This window comes from Streptomyces collinus Tu 365 (genome assembly GCF_000444875.1).
GTDB lineage: Bacteria > Actinomycetota > Actinomycetes > Streptomycetales > Streptomycetaceae > Streptomyces > Streptomyces collinus_A.
Map to the genome: position 1 here is coordinate 458,961 of NC_021985.1, position 24,151 is coordinate 483,111.

The window sequence follows — 24,151 nt, forward strand, 5'->3', positions numbered from 1 at the left end:
CGTCGAGCACGGCCCGGAAGGTGTCCTCGGTCATCGTGGCGACGGTCTGGTCGCGCAGCACGATGGTGGCGTGCACGACCCCGTGCAGCGTCCCGTGCTCGGCACGGACCGCCGTGACCACCTCGGCCAGCGCCGCGGGGTCGGTGGCGTCGGCCCGCCGGTACGAGACGAGGGCGCCGGCCGGGTCGAGGCGGCGCAGCCGGTCGCGCCGGCCGGCGTCGAGTTCACTGCGCCCCACCAGCACGACCTTGGCCCGGTAGCCGCGCACCAGCCATTCGGTGAGCTCCAGGCCGAGTCCTCCGGCACCGCCGAGAATCAGGTAGACACCGCCGTGGCGTATCGCCTCGCGCGTCGTCGTGGGGGCGGCGGGGACCAGGCTCCGCCGGTGCAGGACGCCGGCGCGCAGGGCGTACGGGCCACCGGCCGGCACGTCGAGGACGTCCGGGGAGATCGGGTCGGCCGAGGAGCGGTCGACCACGGCCACCCGCCAGCGCGGCTGCTCCTGGGCCAGGGACAGAGCCAGTCCGTGCAGGCTCGCCGCGTACGGGTTGCGGACCGGTTCGGTGCCGGTACTCAGCGCGTCCTCGGTGACCACCGTCAGCCGTACGGGTGCGCCGGACCGTTGCAGCGCCTTCGCTGCGCGGAAGAGGGCCAGGACGCCGCGCTCCTGCGCGAGGTCGAGGGCGGCGGGGTCGTCGGTGCGCCCCTGCGCCGGGCCGGACAGCACGATCACGTGGCCGGGACGCCCGGCCGGTGCGACGAAGTGCTCGGGCTCGATCTCGGTGACGGAACCGCCGAGCCGGGTGGCGAGGGCGGCGGCGAGGGGCGCGGCGCAGGACGGACGGATCAGCCAGGTGTCCGAGCCGGGCGCGGTCGACGGCACGGTGAACGGCTCGGCCGCGACCGGGGACCAGCGGGGCAGGTACATCAGGTCATCCACCGGCCGCTCGGTCACGGCGGGCCCGGCGGTCACGGCGGTCACGGCGGGCCCGGCGTCGGACGTCCCCGCTGCGGGAGCCGGGCGCAGGCACAGGTCGCGCAGCAGGACGAGAACGCCGCCGTCCGGGTCGGTCAGGGTCAGGTCGTACCGGTCCGGGCCGACGGTGCGCACATGGGCGTACACATGCTCGGGCAGCGGTCCGACCACCTCGGCGGCGGCGAGCGCGAAGGGCACCATCGGGCCGCCGGCGCGATCGCGCAGCACCGCGAACGTGTGCAGGGCACCGTCGATGAGCGCGGGTGGCAGTGCGCAGTCGGCGAACCGGGCGGCTTCGGCGGGCACGCGCAGACTCGCCAGCGCCTCGTCGGTGCCGGAGGCGATCCACTCGACGGCACGCAGCGCCGGGCCGTAGACCAGGCCGGCTCCGGCCAGGTCGGTGTAGAGGTCCGCGCCGTCGTGCCGGTGCGGCAGGGCGGCCCGGATCCGCTCGACGGGTACCGGCTCCGGCACGTCGTCGGCCCGTGCCTCGACCAGGCCCTGGGCCAGTTGGTCGCCGGTGTCGCCGAGCAGTGTGAAGGCCAGGCCGGCGCCGTCGCGGCGCAGCCGGGTGCGGGCGGAGGCCACGGTCCCGGTGACCACGAGCGGCCGTAGCCACCGAACGTCGCGCAGCCTGACCGGCACGGGGTATCCGGCGTGCGCGGCGGCGGCCCGGGCCATCTCCAGCACCGCGGCGGCGGGGAGCAGGCGCAGGTCGCCGACGCGGTGCCCGTCTATCAGCGGATGCGCGGGGGCGAAGGCGGTGCGGAAGGTCAGGCCGTCCACGCTGTCGGCCGGCACGATCTCGTCCAGCAGCGGATGCGTGGCCGGGCCGGCCGGCGACGGCGCCCACATCCGCTCGGTGAGCCAGCAGCGCAGCTCCTCGAACGGGTAGCCGGGCAACGGCAGCCGTCGCCCGGTGCCGGGCCAGGCGACGGTCGCGCCGGAGGTCCAGGCGGCAGCCAGGCCGGCCGGGTCCGCGGCGGCCGGCGCGGCGGCGCGGGAGGCGGCACGGCCGCGGACGCTGCCCGTCCACACGCCGGTTCCGGTGCCCGCGCGCAGCCGACCGGCCAGCTCGTCCGCCGTGGAGGCGAGCACCACCATGCGGTCGGCCCAGGCCTCGCGGCCGTGCTGCAGCGTGTACGCCACGTCGGCGAGCCGGTCGGCGAGGCCGTTGTCCACCGCGTCGGCCAGCCGCTCGGCCAGCGCGCGCAGGCCCTCCGGGGTGCGGGCGGAGAGCGGGAAGAGCCAGGGGCCCGGTGCGGCAGCCGGCGCCGGCCCGGGAACGTACTCCTCGACGACCAGATGGGCGTTGGCTCCGCCCGCGCCGAACGAACTGATCCCCGCGCGGCGCGGCAGGCCGTCCCGGCGCGGCCACGGGGCCGTCTCGGTCTGCACCCGCAGTGGCGTGGAGGCGAAGTCGATGTTCGGATTGACCGGGTCGGCATGCAGCGACGGCACCAGTTCCCCGTGCCGCATCTGCAGGAGCACCTTGCAGAGCCCGGCCATGCCGGAGGCCGATTCGAGGTGGCCTATGTTGGATTTCACCGAGCCGATCGGCAGGCTGCCCCGGGGCAGGCCGGAGGCGCCCAGCGCGCGGGCCAGGGCCCGGACCTCCACCGGGTCGCCCAGTGCGGTGCCGGTGCCGTGTGCCTCCAGGTAGCCGAGTGCGGCGGCGGAGCACCCGGCCTCGGCCAGGGCACGCTCGACGAGGTCGCTCTGGGCGACCGGGTTGGGCACGGTGAAGCCGTTGGTCCTGCCGCCGTGGTTGACGGAGCTGCCCAGGATGACGCCGTGGATGTGGTCGCCGTCGCGGACGGCGGCCGACAGGGGCTTGAGCAGCACCGCGCCGACGCCCTCGCCGGGCACGTAGCCGTCGCCGTCCGCGCCGAAGCTGCGGCAACGGCCGTCGCTGGAGGTGAAGGTGCCCTGGCCGAGGAACTGGTACTTGTACGGGTGGACGTGCAGGTTGACACCCCCGGCGAGGGCCATTTCGGCCTCGCCGGACCGCAGGTCGCGCACGGCGAGGTGGATGGCCGTCAGCGACGAGGAGCACATGGTGTCCACACCCAGGCTGGGGCCGGTCACGCCCAGGGTGTACGAGACCCGGTTGGCGATGGACGCGTGCGACGACGCGCCGATTCGGCCGTCGGCGGCCTCGTGGAGCTGGTACAGGCCGTACATGGCGCCGGCGTACACACCGACGCGGCGGGCGCGCAGGTCGGCCCGGGTGAGGCCGGCGTCCTCCATGGCGTGCCAGGCGGTCTGCAGGAACAGCCGCTCCTGAGGGTCGATGATCTCCGCCTCTCGGGGGGAGATGCCGAAGAAGAGCGGGTCGAACCGGTCGATACCGCGCAGAAAGCTGCCCCACCGGCTGTACTCGGCGGCGCGGTCCGCCGGGGTGGCCTCGTCGTAGTCGCGCCAGTCCCAGCGGTCCGCCGGAATCTCGGTGATCAGGTCACGGCCGGCTCGCAGGTTCGCCCAGAACTCGTCGAGGGTGTCGGATTCGGCGAACCGGGCCGCGACGCCGATGATCGCGACGGGTTCCGGGGCGTCCGCGGAGGGCGGCGCGGGACGCTCGCCGCTCGGGGCGGCATCCGGTGTGGCCACCACGACCGGCGCCTGCACCGGCACCGGCACCGGAGCCGGTGCCGGTGTGAGTTCGGCGAGGCGGCCGCCGTGGTGCTCGGCGAACCAGCCGGCGAGCCCGCGCAGTTCCTGGTATTCGAAGAAGAGGGTCTTCGGCAGTGATCCGAAGTGGTCCTCGAGCCGCCGGGTCAGATCCATGATCAACAGCGAGTCGATGCCGTACTGCTCGAACGCGGTGTCCGCCTCGATCTCCTCCTGCGGGTACTGGAGGACCTCGGCCAGCACGCCGCGCAGGAACTCCTCGGCGGCCGCGGTGGCCGACCCGGTGGCGGCCCTCGGCGCCGGTTCCGGTGCGGGGGCCGGTTCCGGCGCCGGCGCGTCGAGCAGGGCGCGGATGCGATCCAGCTCACCGTGCGCCACGAGCACGTGATCGCCGTCGTGGCCCAGCGCCCGGTCCCAGGCGCGCAGGGCGTCCGCGGTCGGCAGCGGCCGGAGTCCGGCGCGGCGGGCGATGCGGGCCTGTGTGGTGTCGTCGGCGTCCATCCGGATGCCGCCGTCGGCCCACAGCGACCACAGCACGCTGAGGCTGCGGCCGGGGCGGTCGCTGCCGCGCCGCCAGGCCGCGAACGCGTCGAGGAAACGGTTCGCGTACGCGTAGTCGGCCTGGCCCGGGCTGCCCGCGCCGGACATCGAGGAGAAGCAGACGAAGAAGTCGAGCGGGTCCGCGGCCGTGGCCCGGTCCAGTGCGAGCGTGCCGTCGACCTTCGGCCCCAGCACCGCGGCGATGTCCTCGTCGGTCTTGCGCAGCAGGAACGAGTCACGGGTGACCCCGGCCAGGTGCAGCACCCCGCGCAACGGGCCGAACCTCTGGTGGACGCGCTCGACCAGCCGCTCGGCCGCGCCGGGTGCACCCAGGTCGCAGGGCAGGTAGTGGACGTCGAGCCCGGTGGCGCGCAGGTCGGTCAGGTCGGCGTCGGCGGAACGGCCGGTGAGCACGTACCGGGCCGACGGGCCCAGGTGGCTGACGAGGTGTCGGCCGAGCGCGCCGGCGCCGCCGGTGACCAGCACCGTCCCCTCCGGCGTCAACGGCGCCGGCGCGGGGGCGATCGGCTCCCATCGGGCCACCTGCCGGCCGGCGGCGGTGTATCGGACCCGGAACTCGTGGTCCGCCGCGGCCTCGGCGTCCGCGACCGCTCGCGGGTCGGCGCCGTCGGTCGTGATCACTGCGGCACGGAAGTCCGGGTGCTCGTTGGCGATGCTGCGCGCCATGCCGTCCAGAGCCAGCAGGCGGGCGTCGGTGACGGCGCCGGACGGGCGGAAGACGTGCAGCACGCGGAGGGGCTGCCGGTTCGGCTGCGCGGCCCAGGTCCGGAAGAGCCGGACCAGGCTGGGCAGCGGGTCGTCGTCACCGAGGCGGACCACCACGAGTGGGCCGGAGTCCGGTAAGCACCCGTCCTCACCGGCTTCCAGGATCACCTTGCGGCCGGTGGCGGGGGCGCCGCGGCGGACGGGGGCGTCCTGCCAGCGCTGCGCCAGCAGGTGGGTGTCCACCGGGTCGGCCGGATCCTTGACGGAGCGGGTGACCACGCCGCGCAGACGGACGGCGATGCGGCCGTCGGCGTCGGCGAGTGCGATGTCGTGGCCGGTCCCGGTGGCGACGGCATGGGCGTACCCGTGTTCCGGCAGCGGGCCGAGGATCTCCACCCGGTCGATGGAGAAGGGCAGTTCGCGGGGCCTGGGCGCGGACGGGTCGGCGGCGGTCCAGAGCGCCGCCTGCAGCATGGCGTCCAGCAGGGACGGGTGCAGGGTGAAGTCGTCGAACGGCAGGTCCGCGGCGTCGGGGACGGCGACCTCGGCCAGCGCCTCGCCGGGGACGGAACGCATGGACCGCAGTCCGCGCAGGCTGGGCCCGTACCCGCCGCCGAGCGCGGCGAAGACCGCGTAGCAGTCGTCCGCCGAGGTCGTCCGTGGCAGACGGGCGCGTATCGCGGCCAGGTCGAGGGACGGGGCCGGCTCGGTGGGGCCGAACCGCAGGGTTCCGGTCGAGCACAGCTCACCGTCCGGGGTGTCGTCGAGGCGCCGCAGCTCGTAGGCGACACCGTCGGCGGCCGGCGCGAACCGCAGCCGTACCCGGACCGGTTCGCCGGTGAACAGGACCGGCCGGGCCCAGAGGACGTGGTCGACGCCGGTGGCGCGCCCGTGCCCGGCGCGGGCGGCGGTGTCGACGGCGAACTCCAGGGCCGCGACGGCGGGCAGGACGCGCACCTGCCCCAGCGCGTGGTCACGCAGGAAGAACTCGTCGCCGGTGAGCAGCCGCTCGGCCGGATCGGCGGTGAGGGCGGCGGGCGGTTCGATCCAGTACCGGCGGGTCACCGGCTGCGGCTGCGGCAGTGACAGCCGGGCCGAGCGCCCGCTCGCCTGCTCCGGCCAGCGGACCGGGGTGCCCGTGACCCAGAGTCGGGCGGCCTCGTGGAGATCCGCGGCCTGGACGGGCTCGCCGGTGGCCGGCCCGGCGGTGCCGGTGACCACCCCGGTGCCGTCGCGCAGCCGCTCGGTCAGCTCGGCGACGCCGGTCACGACCACGGCGAGTCGTTCGGCCAGTTCCTCGCGACCGGTGCGCAGGGTGCTCTCGATGCGGTCGAGTGCCGCCTCCGGGTGCGCCTGCAGCCAGCCGACCAGCTCGGCACGGTACCGGTCGAGCTGGTCGCGGCCGCCCGCCGACAGGACGACCAGCCGGGCGGCACGGTCCTCGGTGCTGTTACCCATCAGTGCTTCTCCGCTTCCGCCACGACGACGTGTACGTTGCTGCCACCCATGCCGAAGGAGCTGACGCCGGCGCGTGCCGGCACGCCGTCCGGCGGCTCCCAGGGCTGTGCCTCGGCCTGGAGCCGGAACGGGCTGCCGGCCAGGTCGATCATCGGGTTGGGGGTGCCGAGACCGGCGAGGCCGGGCATCAGGCGGTGCCGCATGCTCAGCAGCACCTTGACCACCCCGGCGACACCGGCGGCGGCCTCGAGATGGCCGATGTTGGACTTGACCGAGCCGAGCCCGGTGCGTCCCTCCACGACCGGCCGCCCCCAGTCGCGGTAGAGCTGCCCGAACGCCTCCCGCAGCGCGTCCACCTCGATCGGGTCGCCGAGCGGCGTCCCGGTGCCGTGCGCCTCGATGTAGCCGATGGTGTCGGGCGGCACCGCCGCCGCCCGATGCGCCGCGAGCAGCACGTCGCGCTGTGCCTGCGGGTTGGGCACGGTGAGCGAGTGGGTGTGGCCGCCGTGGTTCTCGGCCGAACCGATCAGGACGCCGTGCACCGGGTCGCCGTCGGCGACCGCGCGCTCCAGCAGTTTGAGCGCCAGCAGGACCACGCCCTCGCCGCGGCCGTAGCCGTCGGCGCGCTCGTCGAAGGTCTTGCACCGCCCGTCGGCACTGAGCATTCCGGCGCGGCGCAGACCGGTGAAGCCGTGCGGGGACAGGAGCAGGTTCGCGCCGCCGGCCAGGGCGAGATCGCAGTCGCCGAGGTGCAGGGCGCGGGCCGCGCGGTGGATCGCCACCAGGGAGCTGGAGCAGGCGGTGTCGTAGACCGCGCTGGGGCCGTGCAGGTCGTACACGTAGGAGATGCGGTTGGCCGCGATCGAGGCGACGTTGCCGATCAGGAAGTGATCGTCCATCTCCGGCGAGCCCGGGCCCAGCAGGCTCAGATAGTCGGCGCCGCTGAGACCGACGAACACCCCGGTGTGGCTGCCGACCAGCGTCGCGGGCACGAGTCCGGCGTCGAGCAGGGCCTCGTCCGCGGCGTGCAGGAGGAGCCGGTGCTGCGGATCCATCTGGGCCGCCTCGCGCGGCGAGATCCGGAACCGCCCCGCGTCGAAGGCGTCGACGTCGCGCACGAACGAGCCCCGAAAGCGCTCCGGGAACACCCGGGCGGAGAAGCCTCGCTCCAGCGGGTACGGCGCGGTGAGGTCGCGGCCCTCGGCGAGGTGGATCCAGAACTCCTGCAGTGACCCGGAGGCCGGCAGGCGGGCGCCGACGCCGATGATCGCCACGGGCGGGTAGCCGAGGGTCTCGGGAGGTTCCCCGGGCGCGCCGGCCCGGACGGTGGCCGCCGCGCGGGCCGGCTCGGGCTCGGCTTCGGTCTCGGCGAAGGTGTCCGGGACGGCTTCGGTCTCGGTGAAGGCGTCCGGGACGGCTTCGGCCTCGGTGAAGGCGTCCGGGCGGTTCGCGCCCAGGTGCGCCGCGAGCGAGGCGAGCGCGGGGTGCGCGTAGAAGAGCGTGGGGCTGACGGGCACGCCGAAGCGGGTGCGGACCGCCATCGCGAGCCGGGTGAAACCGACCGAGTCGAAGCCCGCCTCGCCGAGCGGCCGGTCCACCGGGATGTCCTCCGGCGCCACCCCGGCGACACCCGCGGTCAGCTCCCGCAGGGTCGCCAGCAACCGGCCGCCGTCGTGCGGCCGGGGCTCCGGCGCTGCCTCGGGGTGACCGAACTCGCGGATCAGTTCGTCCAGGGAGCCGGTGGCGAGCCGGACCGCGTCGATCTTGGCGTTCGGGGTCATCGGCAGGCCGGTCATCGGCACGGTCCGGGACGGGATCATGTACGCCGGAAGCCACTCCTCGATCCGCCTGGCAGCCGCCGCGGCCTCCGCGGGCTCGGCGACGACGAAGGCGACCAGGCGCTGGTGCCCGGGCCGCTCCTCGCGCAGGACCACCCGCGCCTCGCCGCTCACGCCGGTACGCCGGATCGCCGCCTCGATCTCGCCGGGCTCGATCCGGTGCCCGCGCAGCTTGATCTGCCGGTCGGCGCGGCCGAGCAGCAGCATCTCGCCGGTCTCGGTCCACCGGGCCAGGTCTCCGGTGCGGTAGCGCCGCTGCCCGTCCTGCCCGACGAAGCGCTCGGCGCTCAGTTCGGGGCGGCCGCGGTAGCCGCGGGCGACGCCGTCACCGCCGATCAGCAGTTCCCCGGTGGCGCCGAACGGGACCGGGCCACCGTCCGGCCCGGCGAGGTGGAAGGTCGTGTTCGCGATCGGCGTGCCGACCGTGATCGGCCGGTCGCGGCGTACCCGCAGTACCGAGGACCAGATCGTGGTCTCGGTCGGGCCGTACATGTTCCACAACTCACCGGAGCGGTCGATCAGTTCGGCCGCCAGCTCGGCGCTCAGCGCCTCCCCGCCGCACAGCAGCCGGGGTACCCGTCCGCTCCAGCCGGCGGCGAGCAGCATCTGCCAGGTGGCCGGGGTGGCCTGCACGACGGTCGCGCCGCTGCTGTCGAGCAGGCCGGCCAGCGCGAAGCCGTCCCGGGTGGTCTCGGCCGGCGCGATGTGGACGGTCGCGCCCTGGGTGAGCGGGAGCAGCAGTTCGAGCCCTGCGATGTCGAACCCGGCCGTGGTGACGGCGAGCAGCACGTCGTCCTCGGCGCACCCGGGCCGCTCCGCCATCGCGGTGAGGAAGTTGACCAGGTTGCCATGGGTGACCTCGACACCCTTGGGCCGGCCGGTCGATCCGGAGGTGTAGAGCACGTACGCGAGATCGTCGTCGTGGCAGGCGACCGGCGGGCCCGGGGCGGCGTCGCCCGGGTCACCTAGCGGAATCCGGGCGCCCGGTGTCTCGGCCGGCAGGCGGTCGCAGTACGCCGGGTCGACCAGGACCGCGGCGAGGCCGGCGTCGGTGCAGATGTGCGCGAGGCGGGCGGCCGGGAAGTCCGGGTCGAGCGGCACGTAGGCCGCGCCGGCGGTGTGCGCCGCCAGCATCGCCACGATCAGGGCGGCTCGCCGGCCGGACAGCACCCCGACCAGGTCGCCACGGCCCACGCCGGATGCGCGGAGGGTCCGCGCCAGTGCGTGCACCCGCCGGGCCAGCTCGCCGTAACTGGTGGCACCGTCGGCGTCCACCACGGCGACGCGCTCCGGGGCCGACGCCGCGCGGGCCAGCACCAAACCGGCCGCGGTCACGTCGCGGGGCCGGGCGGCACGGGTGTCGTTGGCCCGGTCGACGAGGGCGCGTTCCGCCGCGGTGGTGAGGGGCAGATCGCCGATCGGCCGCCGGGGATCGGCGGCCACGGTCTCCAGCAGCATCCGGTAGTGCTCGGCCAGGCGCTCGGCCGTGGCCGGGTCGAACAGCTCGCGGTCGTACTTGAAATGGACCAACGCCTGGGACCCGCGCACCACCACCTCGACGACCAGCGGGTTCTCACCCTCCTGGGTCAGCTCCAGGGCGTCGTCGAAGACGGTCTGCCCGGCGGCCATGTCCTGATCGCCGCCCACGCCCTGTTGCAGGTAGAAGCCGATGTCGAAGGAGACCGCGGTGCCGCCGGCGCGGCGCAGGTCACCGACCACGGCGGCGAACGGGTAGGAGCTGTGTTCCTCGGCCTGCGCCATGTGGTCGTGCACGGCGTTCATCAGCTCGGCGAGGCTGCGCTGCGGGTCGCAGTCGACCCGCACGACCACCGGGTTGATCAGGTAGCCCACGGTGCGGTCGAAACGCTCGGAGATCCGGCCGTCGGTCGGCACCATGACGTTGATGTCGCGGTGGCCGGAGTGCCGGTGCAGCAGAGCGGCGAAGGCACCCAGCAGCACGCTGAACGGGGTCAGACCGGCCGCGCCGGCGACGTGACGGACAGCCGTCCAGGTCTCCTCCGGCAGCCGGAACTGCACCATCGCGCCGGTGTCGGCGGTGGGCGGGGCGACCCGGTGCCGATCGGTGATCGCGTCGAGGACGGGACCGCTGGAGGCTCCGGCCAGCCGGTCGAGCCACCAGCGGCGGTGCGTCTCGGCCTCCGGCCCGTCGAGCAGTTCCCGCTGTCGACGGACGAACTCGCGGTACGGGGTGGCCTGCTCGACCGGCGGCAGAACACCTCGACGGGCCAGTGCGTCGTGGCAGGCCACGATGTCGCGCAGCAGCAGGTGGCTGGAGATCCCGTCGGTGATCATGTGGTGGAACACCAGGAGCAGCAGGGTCCGGCCACCGGGTGCCGCGATCAGCCACATCCGGTGCAGGGGGTCCTGCTCCAGGTCGAACGGAGTGTGCACCAGCCGCCGGATGCGCGCGGCGAACTCCCCGTCGGTGACGTGCCGGAGGTCCAGCCGGACCACCTCGGCGGGGCGTTCGGTGATCTCCTGCACCGGAGTGGTCCCGTCCAGTCGGACGGCGATCCGCAGACCCGGCTGCCGCTCCACGACGGCGATCAGGGCCCGGGTGAGCACGTCCGGATCGACCGCCTGGTTCAGCCACAGCCCGAGCGGCAGGTTGTAGGAGGTGGTGCCGGGTCGGCTCGCGTGGATCGCCCAGAGCGCCGCCTGGCCGCGACTGAGCGGATACGGCCCCGGCTCCGGCACCGGATCGGACAGGCCCCGCAGCAGCGACTCGGCGATCTCGTCGGGCAGCTCACCGGCGGCGACCGCGGCGAGGACGTCGCGCAGTGCCCGGCTCATCGGACGTTCCCCTGTCGCAGCTCGGCCAGCGCGTCGTCGACCGTGACCGATCCGTCGCGCAGCCCGGCCAGCAGGGCACCGACCGCGTCGGCGGCGACCGGCGCGGGGGGCGGCTCGGGCGCGGCGGCCGAGGAGGCGACCGGCGCGGGCGCGGCGGCCGAAGGGGCGACCGGCGCGGGGATCGGCGCGGGCGCGGCGGCAGAGGAGGCGACCGGCACAGAGGTTGGCTCGGGTGCGGTGGCCGAGGAGGTGACCGGCGCGGGGGGCGGCTCGGGTGTGGCGGTTGCGGGCAGCGGTCCGTACTTGTCGTGCACGGCCCGGGCCAGAGCGCGCACGGTCTGCCCGACGCCGAACATGCGGGCGGGTATGTCGACGCCGTAGGTGGCGCCGAGACGGCGGCTGAGGCGGCGCAGCCCCAGCGAGTCCACACCGACGTCGGACAGCACCCGGTCGGGCGGCAGACGGTCCGGTGCCATGCCCAGGTGCGCGGCGAGCAGGGTGCGGACGTGGTCGCGCACAGCTGACTCCGGGTCGCCTCCGGCGGCCGTCGCGGCCGGTGCCGGCGCCGACTCGGCCGGGGGTGCCGGTACGGCCGCTGCGGGCTCGGGCCACGTCTCGGTGACCTCGTCCTGAGCGGTCCCGGCGAGCCCGGCCGCCTCGGCCTGCGCCTGGTCGAACCGTGGCCCGGGGGTGATCCAGTAGCTCTGCCGGGCGAAGGCGGAGGTCGGCGCCGGTACCCGGCGCATCGGCTCCCCCGGCCACAGCTCGGCCCAGTCGATGTCGACGCCGTCCACCCACAGCCGGGCGATCTTGTCGAGCTTCCCGGCCGCCACCACCGTGCGCAGGTACTGGCGTCCCTCGGGGCCGTCCAGCAGCAGCGCCGTGCCGGTCCCTCGCCCGTCGCCCGCACTGACGCCGTCGGCGGTCGCGCCGGCCAGCCACTCCTCCAGGCGTTTCACCAGGCCGGCGAGGTCGTCCGCGACCACGGCGAGCCGCTCGGCGAAGACCTCCCGGCCGGTCTGCAGCGTGTAGGCGAGGGCGGCCGGGTCCACCTCGTCGGCGTCCCGTGCCCAGCGGACCAGGTGCTCGGCGTTGCCACGCAGCCGCTCGGCGTCGCGGGCGGACAGCACGAACAGGTACGGCCCGCTACGACCGGCGCTCGGCCGGGTGCGGAACTCCTCCAGCACGAGGTGCGCGTTGACACCGCCGAGACCGAACGAGCTCAGTCCGGCACGCAGCGGCGCCTCGGTGCCGTCCGGGCCGGTGACGCGCCGCCACGGCTCACGGTCGCGCAGCACATGCAGCGGGCTGCCGTCGAGACGCAGGTGCGGGTTGAGCTTCTCCAGGTGAGGGTTGCCGGGCAGCTCACGGTGGCGCATGGCGAGCAGCACCTTGATCAGCCCCGTCACACCGGCGGCCGCCTCCAGGTGACCGGTGTTGCTCTTCACCGCGCCGAGCGCGACACGGTGATCGGTGCCGTCGGTGCCGTGATCGGCGTACAGCCGCCGGAAGGCGGTCTTGAGGCCTTCGATCTCGACCGGATCGCCCAGCTCGGTGCCGGTGCCGTGGGTCTCCACGTAGGTCACCGTGCGCGGTTCGGTCCCGGCGCGGCGGTGCGCTGCCACGATGCAGTCGGCCTGCGCGGCCGGGTTCGGCGCGGTGAGCGAGTTGCCGCGCCCACCGTGGTTGACGGCGCTGCCGCGCAGCACGCCGTGGATGACGTCTCCGTCCACGAGGGCCGCGCTGAGCCGCTTGAGCACCACGACACCCGCCCCCTCGGCCCGGGCGATGCCGTTGGCGCGGGCGTCGAAGGCGCGGCAGCGGCCGTCCGGGCTGAGCATGTCGGCCTGGCTCATGTCGACGAACAGCGTCGGCGACGCGATCACGTTGACGCCGCCGGCCAGCGCCACCGTGCACTCCCCGCGCCGGATCGCCTCCGCCGCGTGGTGCACGGCGACCAGCGACGACGAGCAGGCGGTGTCGAGCGTCTCGGACGGGCCGTGCAGGTCCAGCAGGTAGGACACGCGGTTGGACAGGATGGCGTGCGCCCGGCCGACGGTGTTGTAGCCGTCGAGCGGCACCCCCAGCGCGTGTTGCAGTTCGAAGTAGTCGTAGGTGCTGCTGCCGACGAAGACGCCGGTGTCGGTGCCGGCCAGGTCGGAGGGCCGGATGCCGGCGTCCTCGATCGCCGTCCAGGTCGTTTCGAGCACCAGCCGGTGCTGCGGGTCCATCGCGACCGCCTCGGTGGGCGAGATGCCGAAGAAGTCCGCGTCGAACAGGTCCACTCGGCGCAGGAACCCGCCCCAGCGGGCGGTGGTGCGGAATTCCCCCGGCTCGGGGTCGCCGTGGATGCGTCGCCAGTCCCACCGGTCCGCCGGGATCTCGGTGACCAGGTCGTCGCCGGCGGCCAGGTGGGCCCAGAACTCGTCCAGGTCGTCCGAGCCGGGCAGCAGACCGGCCATGCCGACGATGGCGACGTCGTCCGTACCGGCGGGCTGCGCCACCCCGGCGGCTCCGGTGCCCGCGATCGGCCCGGGGGAAGCGACGGGCCCGGGCGGAACGGCCGTGGCCGGAGGGACGGCCGGAGCGGTGGATGCCGCGGGACGATAGTGACGGGCCAGCTCTTCCCCGTACTCCGCGGTGATCTTCGCGACCAGTTCGCCGGCGGTTGCCACGCCGAAGAACGCCGCCGGAGTCGCGTCCAGGTCCCAGCGCACGTTCACCTGGTGGCTGAGCCTGGTGTACATGATGGAGTCGAAGCCGAACCGGCTGAGCTGGTCGTTCTCGGTCAGCTCGGCGGCGCCCAGCCCGGCCACGCCGCGCACCAGAGCCAGCAGGTCGGCGGCCACCGCCGCACGCCACGGTTCGGCACTCGGCGGGACGGGCTGCGCGACAGGCTGCACAACGGCCGACGTGACTGCCGGCGGGGCCGGTTCCGGGTCGGGCGTCGGCACGCCGATTCCGGCCAGGGCCTGCTCGGTACCCGACACGACCGCCACCTGAACCTCCTGTCGGCCGAGCACGCCGGCCAGTGCCTCGATGCCCGTGCGGGGCGGGAGCGGATGAAGACCGGCCGCGGCCAGACGGTCCCGGTGGCGCTCGGTGAGCGCCGAGCCCGACCACGGCCCCCAGTTCAGTACGCGGACGGGGAACGGCGACCGGGCGGCGAGTGCCTGCCCGATCGCGTCCTGGGCGGTGCAGGCGGCGGCGTAGGCGGCCTGGCCCGGATTGCCCAGGAACGACTGCAGCGAGGAGAAGACCGCGAAGAAGTCCAGGTCGCGGCCGCCGATCGCCTCGGCGACCGCGAGCGTGGTCCGGGTCTTCGCGTTCAGCCCCTCGGCGAACCAGTCCTCGTCCAGCGCCGCCAGCGACCGGTCTCGCGCCACCGTCGCCGCGTTGACCACGCCGTGGATCACGCCGACCCGGTCGAACACCGCCCGCAGCCGTTCCGCGTCGCGCGCGTCCGCCTGGTGGAACTCCACGGACGTGCCGGCGGGGTCGAAAGAGGCGATCCGGTCGGCCCGGGCGCCGTCCGGGCGGGTCCGGCCGATCAGCACCACCTTCGCGCGGTGTTCCCGGACCAGGTGCTCGGCCAGGTCGAGGCCGACATCCCCGGCGCCGCCGACCAGCACGTACGTCCCGCCGTCGCGGAACACCGGCCGGGCGCCGGTGTCGTCGAGCGGCCGGAGCACCCGCTGGTGCCAGCGACCCGAGCGCAGCGCGTAGTCGCCGGGCGTGGCGGCGGCGACCGTGGTGTCGTCGCCGGGGCCGACGTCGATCGCGCTGATCCGCCACCTCTCGCACTCCCGGCGGGCCGACTTCACCAGTCCGTGGGCGGCCGCCGCGACGGGGTCCGTGATCGGCCCGTCCACCGCCGCGGCGGCGCGGGTGACCACGGTCAGCGTGAGCTCGCCCGCACCGGCCGGCCGGGTCTGCAGGTGCCGGATCACCCGGAACAGCTCCCGGACCGCGGGCTCGCCGCCGGTGACGACCGCGTGCACGACGGTGGGCGTGGGCAACGCGTCCAGCGACGTGGAGGTGACCCGGTGCACGTCGCTCGCCGGGTAGTCGTCGCCGCCGAGCAGCCAGACCGGTCCGTCGGCCGACGGGCGGGTGCCGGCGTCCGCGATGCGCTGCCAGCGCGGAGCGTAGACGCCCACGGGCGCGCCGGGTGCGTCGGGCTCCTGCGGCCGCGCGCCGATCCAGCACCGGCGTCGCTCGAACGGGTAGGTGGGCAGCGGGATCAGCGTGCCACCGGTGTCCGGCCAGGCAGCCTCTGCTCCGGCCACCCACCGGTCGGCCGGTGTGACGCCCCCGGGGTGGGCCAGTGCGGGGTGTCCGGTGCCGTCGATCGCCGCGCCGAGGGCCGCGAGGAGCGTCGGCCGGTCGACGGCGGTCACCGCCAGCCGCTCGGACATCGCGTCCCGGCCGTGCTGCAGCGTGTGGGCCACGTCCACCAGTTCGACGTCCGAGTCCAGGGCGGCACGCAGCGCGGTCGCGTAGCGGCGCAAGGCCTCGGGGGTCCGGGCCGAGAGCGGGAACACCAGCGGACCGGCCGGCGCCGCCGGGACCGCCGGCTCGGCCGGCTCCTCCACCACGACATGGGCGTTCACTCCTCCGTAGCCGAAGGAGCTGATCCCGGCGCGGCGCCTGCCGCCGCCCGGCGGGCGGTGCCAGGGGGTCGCCCGCCGGATCAGCTGGAACGGGCTGCCCTCGAGCCGCAGGTGCGGGTTGGGCTCGCCCAGCCCGGCCACCGGCGGCAGGATGCCGTGGCGCATCGCCAGCAGGACCTTGAGCAACCCGGCGATGCCCGCGGCGGACTCCAGGTGCCCGATGTTCGCCTTGACCGCGCCCAGGCCGCAGAACGGCGCGCCGGGCAGCCCGGCGTGGCGGCCCGCCAGCTCCTCGAAGGCCAGCCGCAACCCGTTGATCTCGACCGGGTCGCCCAGCTCGGTGCCCGTGCCGTGGGTCTCCAGGTATCCCACGGTCGCCGGGTCGACGCCGGCCTCCGTGTGGGCGCGTACGATCATCGCGGCCTGTCCGGCGGGGTTGGGCGCGGTCAGCGAACGGGCCCGGCCGCCGTGGTTGACCGCGGAGCCGCGCAGCAGCCCCCGTACCCGGTGCCGACCCGCCGCGCCGAACCGGGTCAGCACGACCAGGCCCAGCCCTTCTCCCCGGACGAACCCGTCCGCGCGGGCGTCGAACGCCCGGCACCGCCCGGACGGGCTGAGCATGCCGGTGCGGCTGAGCAGCAGGTGGTTGTGCGGGGACAGGATCAGGTTGATGCCTCCGGCGACCGCGATGTCGCACTCCCCGGAGCGGATCGCGGCGGCGGCGCGGTGGATCGCGACCAGGGAGCTGGAGCAGCCGGTGTTGACCGGCTCGCTCGGCCCGCGCAGGTCCAGCAGGTAGGACACCCGGTTGACCAGGATGGAGTGCGCGGTCGCGGTGGCCGCGTGCGCGTCGACGGGCACGTCCGAGCGGCGCCGGATCTCGTCGTAGTCGCTGGACCCCGCGCCGACGAACAGCCCGACCGGCCAGCCGGCGAGTGTGCCGGGCGGCAGGCCGGCGTCCTCCAGCGCGGTCCACACGCCCTCCAGCAGCAGCCGCTGCTGAGGGTCCATACCGGCGGCTTCCTGCGGCGAGATCCCGAAGAACAGCGGATCGAACATGTCGACGTCGCTGATGAAGCCGCCGCGCCGGGCCAGGACGTCGGGGGGCAGGGACCGCCAGTCCCACCGGTCCGCGGGCACGTCGGTGACCAGGTCGTCCCCGGCGACCAGGTGGTTCCAGAAGTCGTCCAGGTCTCGGCTGCCGGGCAGCCGCGCAGCCATCCCGATCACCGCGATCGGGTCGTCGGGTCCGGTCTGCGGCGCGGAGCGCGGCGGCGCCTCGGCTTCCGTCGCCTCCGGTACGGTCCGTGCATACCGTTCCCGCAGGGTGGCGCCGTAGTCGCGGTCGAGCCGCGCGACCAGTGCGCGCAGGGTGGCGGTCTCGTAGAACAGGGCAGGCGTCACGTCGAGACCGAAGGTGTCGTTGAGCCGCCCGGCGAGCAGACCGTAGCTGACCGAGTCGAAGCCGTAGTCACCGATCTCGGTGTCCAGGTCAAGATCCTCGACGGGGATGCCTGATGCCTCCGAGGTCAGTGCCAGCAGCTCGGCGGTGAACGAGGCGCCGTCGTCCTCCGGGGCCCGCTGTGCCGCGACCCGCCCGGACGCCGTCCCCGGCGCCGGTTCGGTGGCTCGTGCCGCGGCGGTGGCCACGACGACGTGCTGGAAGTTGCGGCTGGTCTCACCGTCCGTGGGCAGGGCCCGGAACCCGTCGTAGCCGGCGCCGGTCAGCACCGCGCTCCAGCCGGCCACGTCCAGCAGCGGCGATCCGGGCAGCCGCAGGTGTGCGTCGGTGTGTGCCCACCAGCCGTCGAACAGTCCGTACGTGACGGTGGCGGCCAGGGTGACCGTGGTCAGCTCGTTGAGCAACAGTCGCCCGCCGGTGCGCAGCACGGTGCGCAGGTGCCGCACGGCGCGGCTCACGTCCGAGGTGGCGTGCAGCACGTTCGCGCCGACAGCGATGTCGAAGGCGTCCGCGGGGAAGCCCTGGGTGACCGGGTCGGTGTCGAGGTCCAGGCGCTTGAACCGCACGAAGGGGTAGCGCGCGCCGAATTCCCGGCGGCCGTGGGCCAGGAACGCCGCCGACAGGTCGGTGTACCAGTACTCCAGGTGCTCGCCGTGGGGAGCCAGGGCACGCAGCAGACCAGCGGTGGTGCCGCCGGTGCCCGAGCCGACCTCGACGATCCGGATCCGCTCGCCGGGGCGCAGCCGGTCCCGGCGCCGGCCGACGTGCTCCAGCAGCCTCGCGGTGAGCACGTCGTTGTAGAGGTCGCTGATCGGGTTGTCCCGGTAGATCCGCTCCATCGCGGAGGTGCCCGAGGCGGGGAACAGCAGGTCGGTGGCGAGCAACTCGCCGCGGAGCAGCATCGGGTAGCGGTCGAGGCAGCGGCGTAGCAGCTCGACGAAGACCGCGGACGCCGGATGGGCCGCGGCCAGTTCGCCGAGGCGCTCGGCGTGCCCGCCGGCGAGGGCCTCGGCGAGCGCGGCCCGATCCGGCCGGAACCTGTTCTGGTGGACGGTGAGCACCCCGTCGTCGGCGAGCATGGTCAGCAGGGTGTGCAGCAGGCGGTCGTAGCGGGGGGTGACCCCCACCCTGCGGGCGACCTCGGCCGCGTCCGGGTCGGGTCCCTGCCAGGCGCCCATCTCGTGCAGCACGGCCAGCAGGGCGCCGCGGGCGATGGCGGACATCTTCTCGTCGACGGCGTGGAAGTCGTCGACGACGCGCAGGTCGGCGCTGGTCAACAGCCCCTCGGCAGGTGTCACGGCCGGTGTCGTCCCTTCGCTGGGGGTCATCCGCTCCCGCAGGGCGGCCGTGCCGGGCACCACCAGGAGCTGCGGAGCCGGCCGGCGCAGCGCCTCGGTCAGCGCGGTGAGGCCGGTGTCGGGGGTGATGGAGTGGAATCCGGCGGCGGTCAGTTCGGCGCGGTGCTTCTCGGTGGCGACCGAGCCGACCGTGCCCCAGAAACCCCAGTCGACGGCCCGGACCGGGTACGGCAGGCGTTCGTCGAGGGTGTGCGCATAGGCGTCGAGGAAGGTCGATCCGGCCGCGTAGCCGGCCAGGCCGGGCTCGCCGAGGAAGGACTGGGCGGAGGAGAAGAAGAGGAGGAAGTCGAGATCCGTCGCGTCGATGGTGTCCACCAGGGCGGCGGCGACACCGGACTTGGCCGTCAGGCTCTCGGCGAGGTCGTCGTCGGAGAGGTCGCGCACCAGGCGGGAGCGTTGCGCCATCGCCGCGTGCATGATCCCGTGCACCGGGCCGGCCTGTTCGAGTACCGCGGTGAGCTGCCCCGCGTCGGAGGCGTCGGCGCGCAGGTAGCGGATCCGGTGCTCGGCCGCGAGGTCGGGACGCTCCCGGCGGCCGACCAGCACGACCTCCGCGTCCCACTCCACCACCAGCTTGCGCGCCAGGGCCAGGCCGATACCGCCGCCGCCACCGACGATCAGGTAGCGGCCGCCCCGGCGCAGCAGCTCGGGGCCGTGCGGCGCGGGCGCCTCGCCCAGCACCTGCCGGTGCGCGGTCGTCCCGGTGCAGGCGATCCGCGTTCCGCGCCGCGCCGGTACCAGCACGTCAGCGGTCAGGTGGGCCGGGTCGAGGTCGACGACGGCGACCGACCACCCGCGGTGCTCGTTCTCCAGCACCCGGGCGAAGCCGTGTACCCCGGCCGCGTACGGGTCGGTGAGCCGCCGTCCGGGCGCGGCGGCCGCCCCTGCGGTGACCACGATCCAGTCGATCTCGGGCAGCCGTGCCCAGCGGCGGGCGTACCCGGCCAGCGCCCGGACTCCGGCCGCTTCCCCGCCGGCGACCCGCGAGGCTTCGCAACCGTCCGTGGGCGCCGGGCCGGTGAGCAGGTAGACCACCCGCGGGTCCACGGTCACCGGGCCACCGATCTCGACGCGCTGCGCGCCGGGATGCCGGGCGGCCAGTTCGGCGGCCAGTCCCGTGCGTTCCGGTGCGTAGAGCACCACGACCGGGCCGTCCGGCGTCACCGGCTCGGGGGCGGGACAGGGCTCCCACCGCGGAACGTCGGCGCCCAGCGACACCTGCGCCGGGCGTGGCGCCGCCGCGGCGGGCGCATCAGCGGTGCCGCGGCCGGTGGCGCCGGTTGCGTCGGTGCCCGTCCCGACCCAGCAGCGCACCCGCTCGAACGGGTAGCCGGGCAGGGAGGTCTTGCGGGGCCGCCGCTCGCGGTGCAGCACGCCCCAGTCCGGGGCGGCGCCCTTCACCCAGGCCGCGGCCAGTGTGTCCGGGTCGGCCGACGCGGGCGTGTCGACCGGCTCCGTGGCGCGTCCGCGGTGGACGCGCGACTCGTCACCGTTCAGGAAGCCCCGCAGAGCCGTGCGGAGTTCCTCGACGTCGGTGGCCACCACGGCCAGCCGCTCGGCCATCGCATCGCGCCCGGCCTGCGTGGTGTGGGCGATGTCCGCCAGCGGGACTGCGCCGTCCAGTGCCGCGGCCAGGGCGGACAGACTCGACTGGGCATCCACCCGGGGCGGCTGTCCTTGGCTTCGGGCGGCCACGGCCCGCATCAGCCGGCGCAGATCGTCCGCGTCCAGACCCAACTCCTCGAAGGGCGCGTCCCGGTCGGCGTCGGGGAACCCGGCCGCGTCGGCCAGGTCCGCCACCTGGTCCCCGGCGGGCAGTTCGGCGTAACGCTCGGCGAGCAGGCGCAGGGCCCGCGGGGTGCGGGCGGACAGCAGCACCACCTGCGGGCCGTCCGTGGTGCCGGGTGCCGGTGTCGAGTACTCCTCGACGACGACGTGGGCGTTGCTGCCCCCGGCGCCGAACGCGCTGATGCCGGCCCGCCGGGGCACGTCGCCGGTGGTGTGCCACGGACCGGCGTCCTGCTGGACGCTGAGCGGGGATCGCTCCCAGTCGATCGCCTCGTTCGCCGGCCGCGCGTGCAGCGAGGGCACCAGAGTGCGATGCCTCAGCTGCAGCAGCACCTTGGTCAGCCCGGCGATGCCGGCCGCGGACTCCAGGTGTCCGATGCCGGACTTCACCGAGCCGAGCCGGGTGTCGCCGGCTGCGAAGACCTGGCTCAGCGCGGAGATCTCCACCGGGTCACCGAGGGCGGTGCCGGTGCCGTGCGCCTCCAGGTAGCTCACCGTGGCCGGGTCCACGCCGGCGCGGTCCAGCGCCTGCCGGATCACGTCCGCCTGCGCCGTCGGGTTCGGGACGTAGAAGCCGCCGGCGCGCCCGCCGTGGTTGACCGCGCTGCCTTTGATCACCCCGAGCACGCGGTCGCCGTCCGCCACGGCGGCTGCCAGGGGTTTGAGGACGACGACACCGACGCCCTCACCTGGAACGTACCCGTCGCCGCCGGCGCCGAAGGCCCGGCACCGCCCGTCCGACGAGACGAACCCGACCTGGCTCAGGTGCAGATATTTGTACGGGTGGACGATCAGGTTCACGCCGCCGGCCAGCGCCAGTTCGCTCTCTCCGGAGCGCAGGCTCTCGCAGGCCAGGTGCAGCGCTGTCAGCGACGACGAGCACATGGTGTCCAGCGCGAGGCTGGGACCGCGCGCGTCGAGGAAGTAGGAGACCCGGTTCGCGACCGCCGAGGTGAAGGACGTCGGCAGCACCGGCAGCCGTTCCTCGGCGCCGAGGCCGAGCATCTGGTATTGGGTGAACATGACGCCGGCGAACACGCCCACGGGCCGGCCGGCGACCGCGGCGCGGGGGATGCCCGCGTCCTCCAACGCGTGCCACGCGGTCTGGAGGAACAGCCGTTCCTGCGGGTCCATGCCCTCGGCCTCGCGTGGGGTGATCCGGAAGAACGCGGGGTCGAACTCGTCGATCCCGTCCAGGAAGGCGCCCCATTTGCTGTACGAGCGCCCGGCGGCCCGCTCCGGCTCGAAGAAGCCGGCCGGCCGCCAGCGCTGTTCCGGGATCTCGGTGACGCAGTCGCGTCCGTCGAGCAGGTTCGCCCAGAACCGGTCCAGGTCGGGAGCCATCGGATACCGGCCCGCCACACCGATCACGGCGATGTCCCGGCCGGAGGGCCGCGGATCGCCCGCGGTCGCCGCGAGAGGTTCCCGAACGGTCGTCGCGGCGGCGTCGCGGACTGCGGTCAGGGACGGTTCCGGTTCCGTTGCCACGGATGGTTCCGGTTCCGTGGCAACGGAACCGGTCTCCGGCTCGCGCAGCTCCAGAGCCCGGCGGGCACGGTCGGGGCGTCCGTGCAGCACGACGACCTCACCGCCCCGCTGGTCCCGGATCGCGTCGAACACCGCGAGGCCCGCGCCGGTCGGAAGCGGAACCTGTCCCTGCCGCCGGAACACCGCCTCGGTCGCCGCGTCGGTGCGCATGCCCCCGTCCGCCCAGAGCGGCCAGGCGACGGAGGTGAACCCGTACTCACGTGCGCACGCGTCGACGAAGGCGTTCGCCGCGGCGTAGTCCGCCTGCCCGACGTTGCCCGCGACACCGGTCACCGACGAGAAGGCGACGAAGAAGTCCAGGCCGAGATGGCGGGTCGCGTCGTGCAGCAGCAAGGTGCCGCGCACCTTGGGCGCCAGCACCGCCGACAGGTCCTCCGGTGACTTTCCGGCCAGCAGGCCGTCCCTGAGGACCCCGGCGGCGTGCACCACCCCGTCGAGGCGGCCGTGCCGGGCGACGACCCCGTCGACCAGGGCCCGCACGTCGGCGGCCATGGTCACGTCGGCGCGTACGAACTCGGCGTTCGGCACCTGCTTGGACGGGGTGCGCCCGGCGAGTACCACCGTGGCGCCCTGTGCGGTGAAGGACGCGGCGAGCGCCCGACCCAGGCCGCCCGCGCCACCGGTGATCAGATAGACACCGCCGGACCGGAGCGGCCGTGCTCCGCCGGGCGCCGCGTCGCGGTAGCGACGCACGAGCCGGCCGCCGTCGTGCCGGACCCAGGTCTCGCCGTGGCCGGACAGTTCGGCGAGAACGGCCCGGGGATCGGGGTCGCCCACGCATTCCACCGCGGTCACGGCCAGCCGCGGCTGCTCCAGACGGATGGTGCGGGCCATTCCGGCCACCGCGGCGGCGACCAGCGGCTGAGCGACGTGCACCACCGGCACCGGGGCGTCCAGCAGTACCCGGGCGAGCGCCAGCATCTCCCGGCACGCGGTCTCCACGCCCTCCGCTGGGTCGGCGTCGGCGCGCGGGGCGAGGTGCACGACCGAGTCGGGGGCGCCGGGCAGGTCGGCCAGCAGGGCTCGCAGGTCGTCCGGTGCGCTGGGACGCAGCTCGTACTCCCGCTCCCCCAGCCGCCGGAAGGCGGGGCCGCGCCGTGCGGTGATCTGATCCGGCCGCAACCGGGCGTCGCCGATGACCAGCAGGGACCCGATCGACGGCGGGTCCGGCCGGGCCGCCGGCTGCCATGTGCCGGTGAGGCAGGCGGTGGTGGCCGGGGTGTCGTCGGGCGGCGGCGCCTCGGCGCGCGGCCGGTCCGGGATCAGGCCGGCCAGGTGCTCCGTGACCGCGTCGACGGTGGGGTACTCGAACAGCAGCGTCGGGTACAGCGTGATGTTCCACCGCTCCTCGAAGGAGCGCACCAGGGCGAGCAGGTCCGTCGACTCCAGACCGAGGTCGTAGAAGCCGCGGTCACCCTCCACCTCCAGCAGGTCCGGGTCGGCCGCGACCTGCCGGACCAGCTCGACGATCTCGGCGCGCAGCGAGGCGCCGGGCGTCGGCGTGGGAGCGGCCACGGGCGCGGGTGCCGCGGCCCTGGAAGCGGTGAGCCGGGTGATCGCCTCGGTGGAGCGGACCCGTTTGAGGACCAGGCCGGTGAATCGGGCGGCCGGCGCGCCCGAGGCGTCGTACAGGTCGATGTCGGCCTTGACGATGTCGGCGGCCGGGCCCGCCGAGGTGAGCCGCATCTCCACCGTGCAGGTGTCGCCGAGCGGCCGCACCGCGCGGAACTCTCCGATGTGCAGGGGGATCAGGGGCCGCTCGTCGGCTCCGTCCCCGGCGAAGGCCAGCGCGTACGCCTGCATGGTCGACCCGTCGAGCAGGGCCGGGTGCAGCATGAAGTCGGTCGACGTGGCCCGCGCCTCGGCACCGAGAGCGAGCCGCGCCCGCACCGTGTCGGCCTCGACCCGCATCGTGCCGTGACAGCGCATGAAGTCGCGGTGTTCGATCCCGGCCGACCTGCCGATCGTGTAGACCTCGCCGATGTCGCGCGGTGGCGCGGCTCCCGCCGGGAGCGGTGATCCGGTCAGGGCCGGCAGGCCGACGCGGAGGACGGCCCGTACATGCGTGGTCCGCCCGTCGTCGGCCGGGGCGCCGTCGCGCACACGCCGGCTGGTCGCGGTGACATGTGTGATGTCGCCGTCGGGCTCCAGCAGGACCGTGACTTCCCGGTCGAAGTCCTCGGTGGTGGTGAGGGGTTCGACGAAGAGGATGTCACTGAGCCCGGCGTCGCCCGGCTCGACACCGCGCTCGCGGAGCAGGCGGTACACGATGTCGAGGAAGGTCACGCCGGGCAGTGTGCGCACCCCGTGCACGCGGTGGTCGTCGACGATCGGGTTGTCCCCGGTCAGCCGGAGAAGGCAGCGAGCAGCCAGACGGTTCACGTGTTGTCTCCCGGTGG

General features: G+C 74.7%; 3 protein-coding genes (1 of these 3 running past the window's edge). All 3 read right to left on the reverse strand.

Translation table 11 applies throughout. The features are described 5' to 3' along the window. Tightly spaced (each overlapping or abutting the next), the 3 genes in view from B446_RS01645 to B446_RS39150 form a layout consistent with a single transcriptional unit that may run on beyond the window. On the reverse strand, positions 1–6,331 hold the 5' portion of the coding sequence (locus B446_RS01645; protein WP_020937654.1) for an SDR family NAD(P)-dependent oxidoreductase. The gene continues 12,866 nt to the left of window position 1, outside the view; only the first 6,331 of its 19,197 coding nucleotides appear in the window; it begins with the start codon at positions 6,329–6,331; its stop codon lies off the left edge, out of view. Further along, on the reverse strand, positions 6,331–10,983 hold the full coding sequence (locus B446_RS01650) for a non-ribosomal peptide synthetase (RefSeq protein ID WP_020937655.1): 4,653 nt from the start codon (positions 10,981–10,983) through the stop codon (positions 6,331–6,333). The genes B446_RS01645 and B446_RS01650 overlap by 1 nt, the downstream gene beginning before the upstream one ends. Further along, positions 10,980–24,134 carry an SDR family NAD(P)-dependent oxidoreductase gene (locus tag B446_RS39150; protein WP_020937656.1) on the reverse strand — a complete coding sequence of 4,385 codons (13,155 nt, stop codon included), beginning with the start codon at positions 24,132–24,134 and terminating at the stop codon, positions 10,980–10,982. The genes B446_RS01650 and B446_RS39150 overlap by 4 nt, the downstream gene beginning before the upstream one ends. Positions 24,135–24,151 lie beyond the last annotated feature (17 nt).

What these genes read in the sequence shown, in the direction of transcription:
- B446_RS01650 (WP_020937655.1), bottom strand. Translation starts at nt 10,983, where the DNA reads ATGAGCCGGGCACTGCGCGACGTCCTCGCCGCGGTCGCCGCCGGTGAG.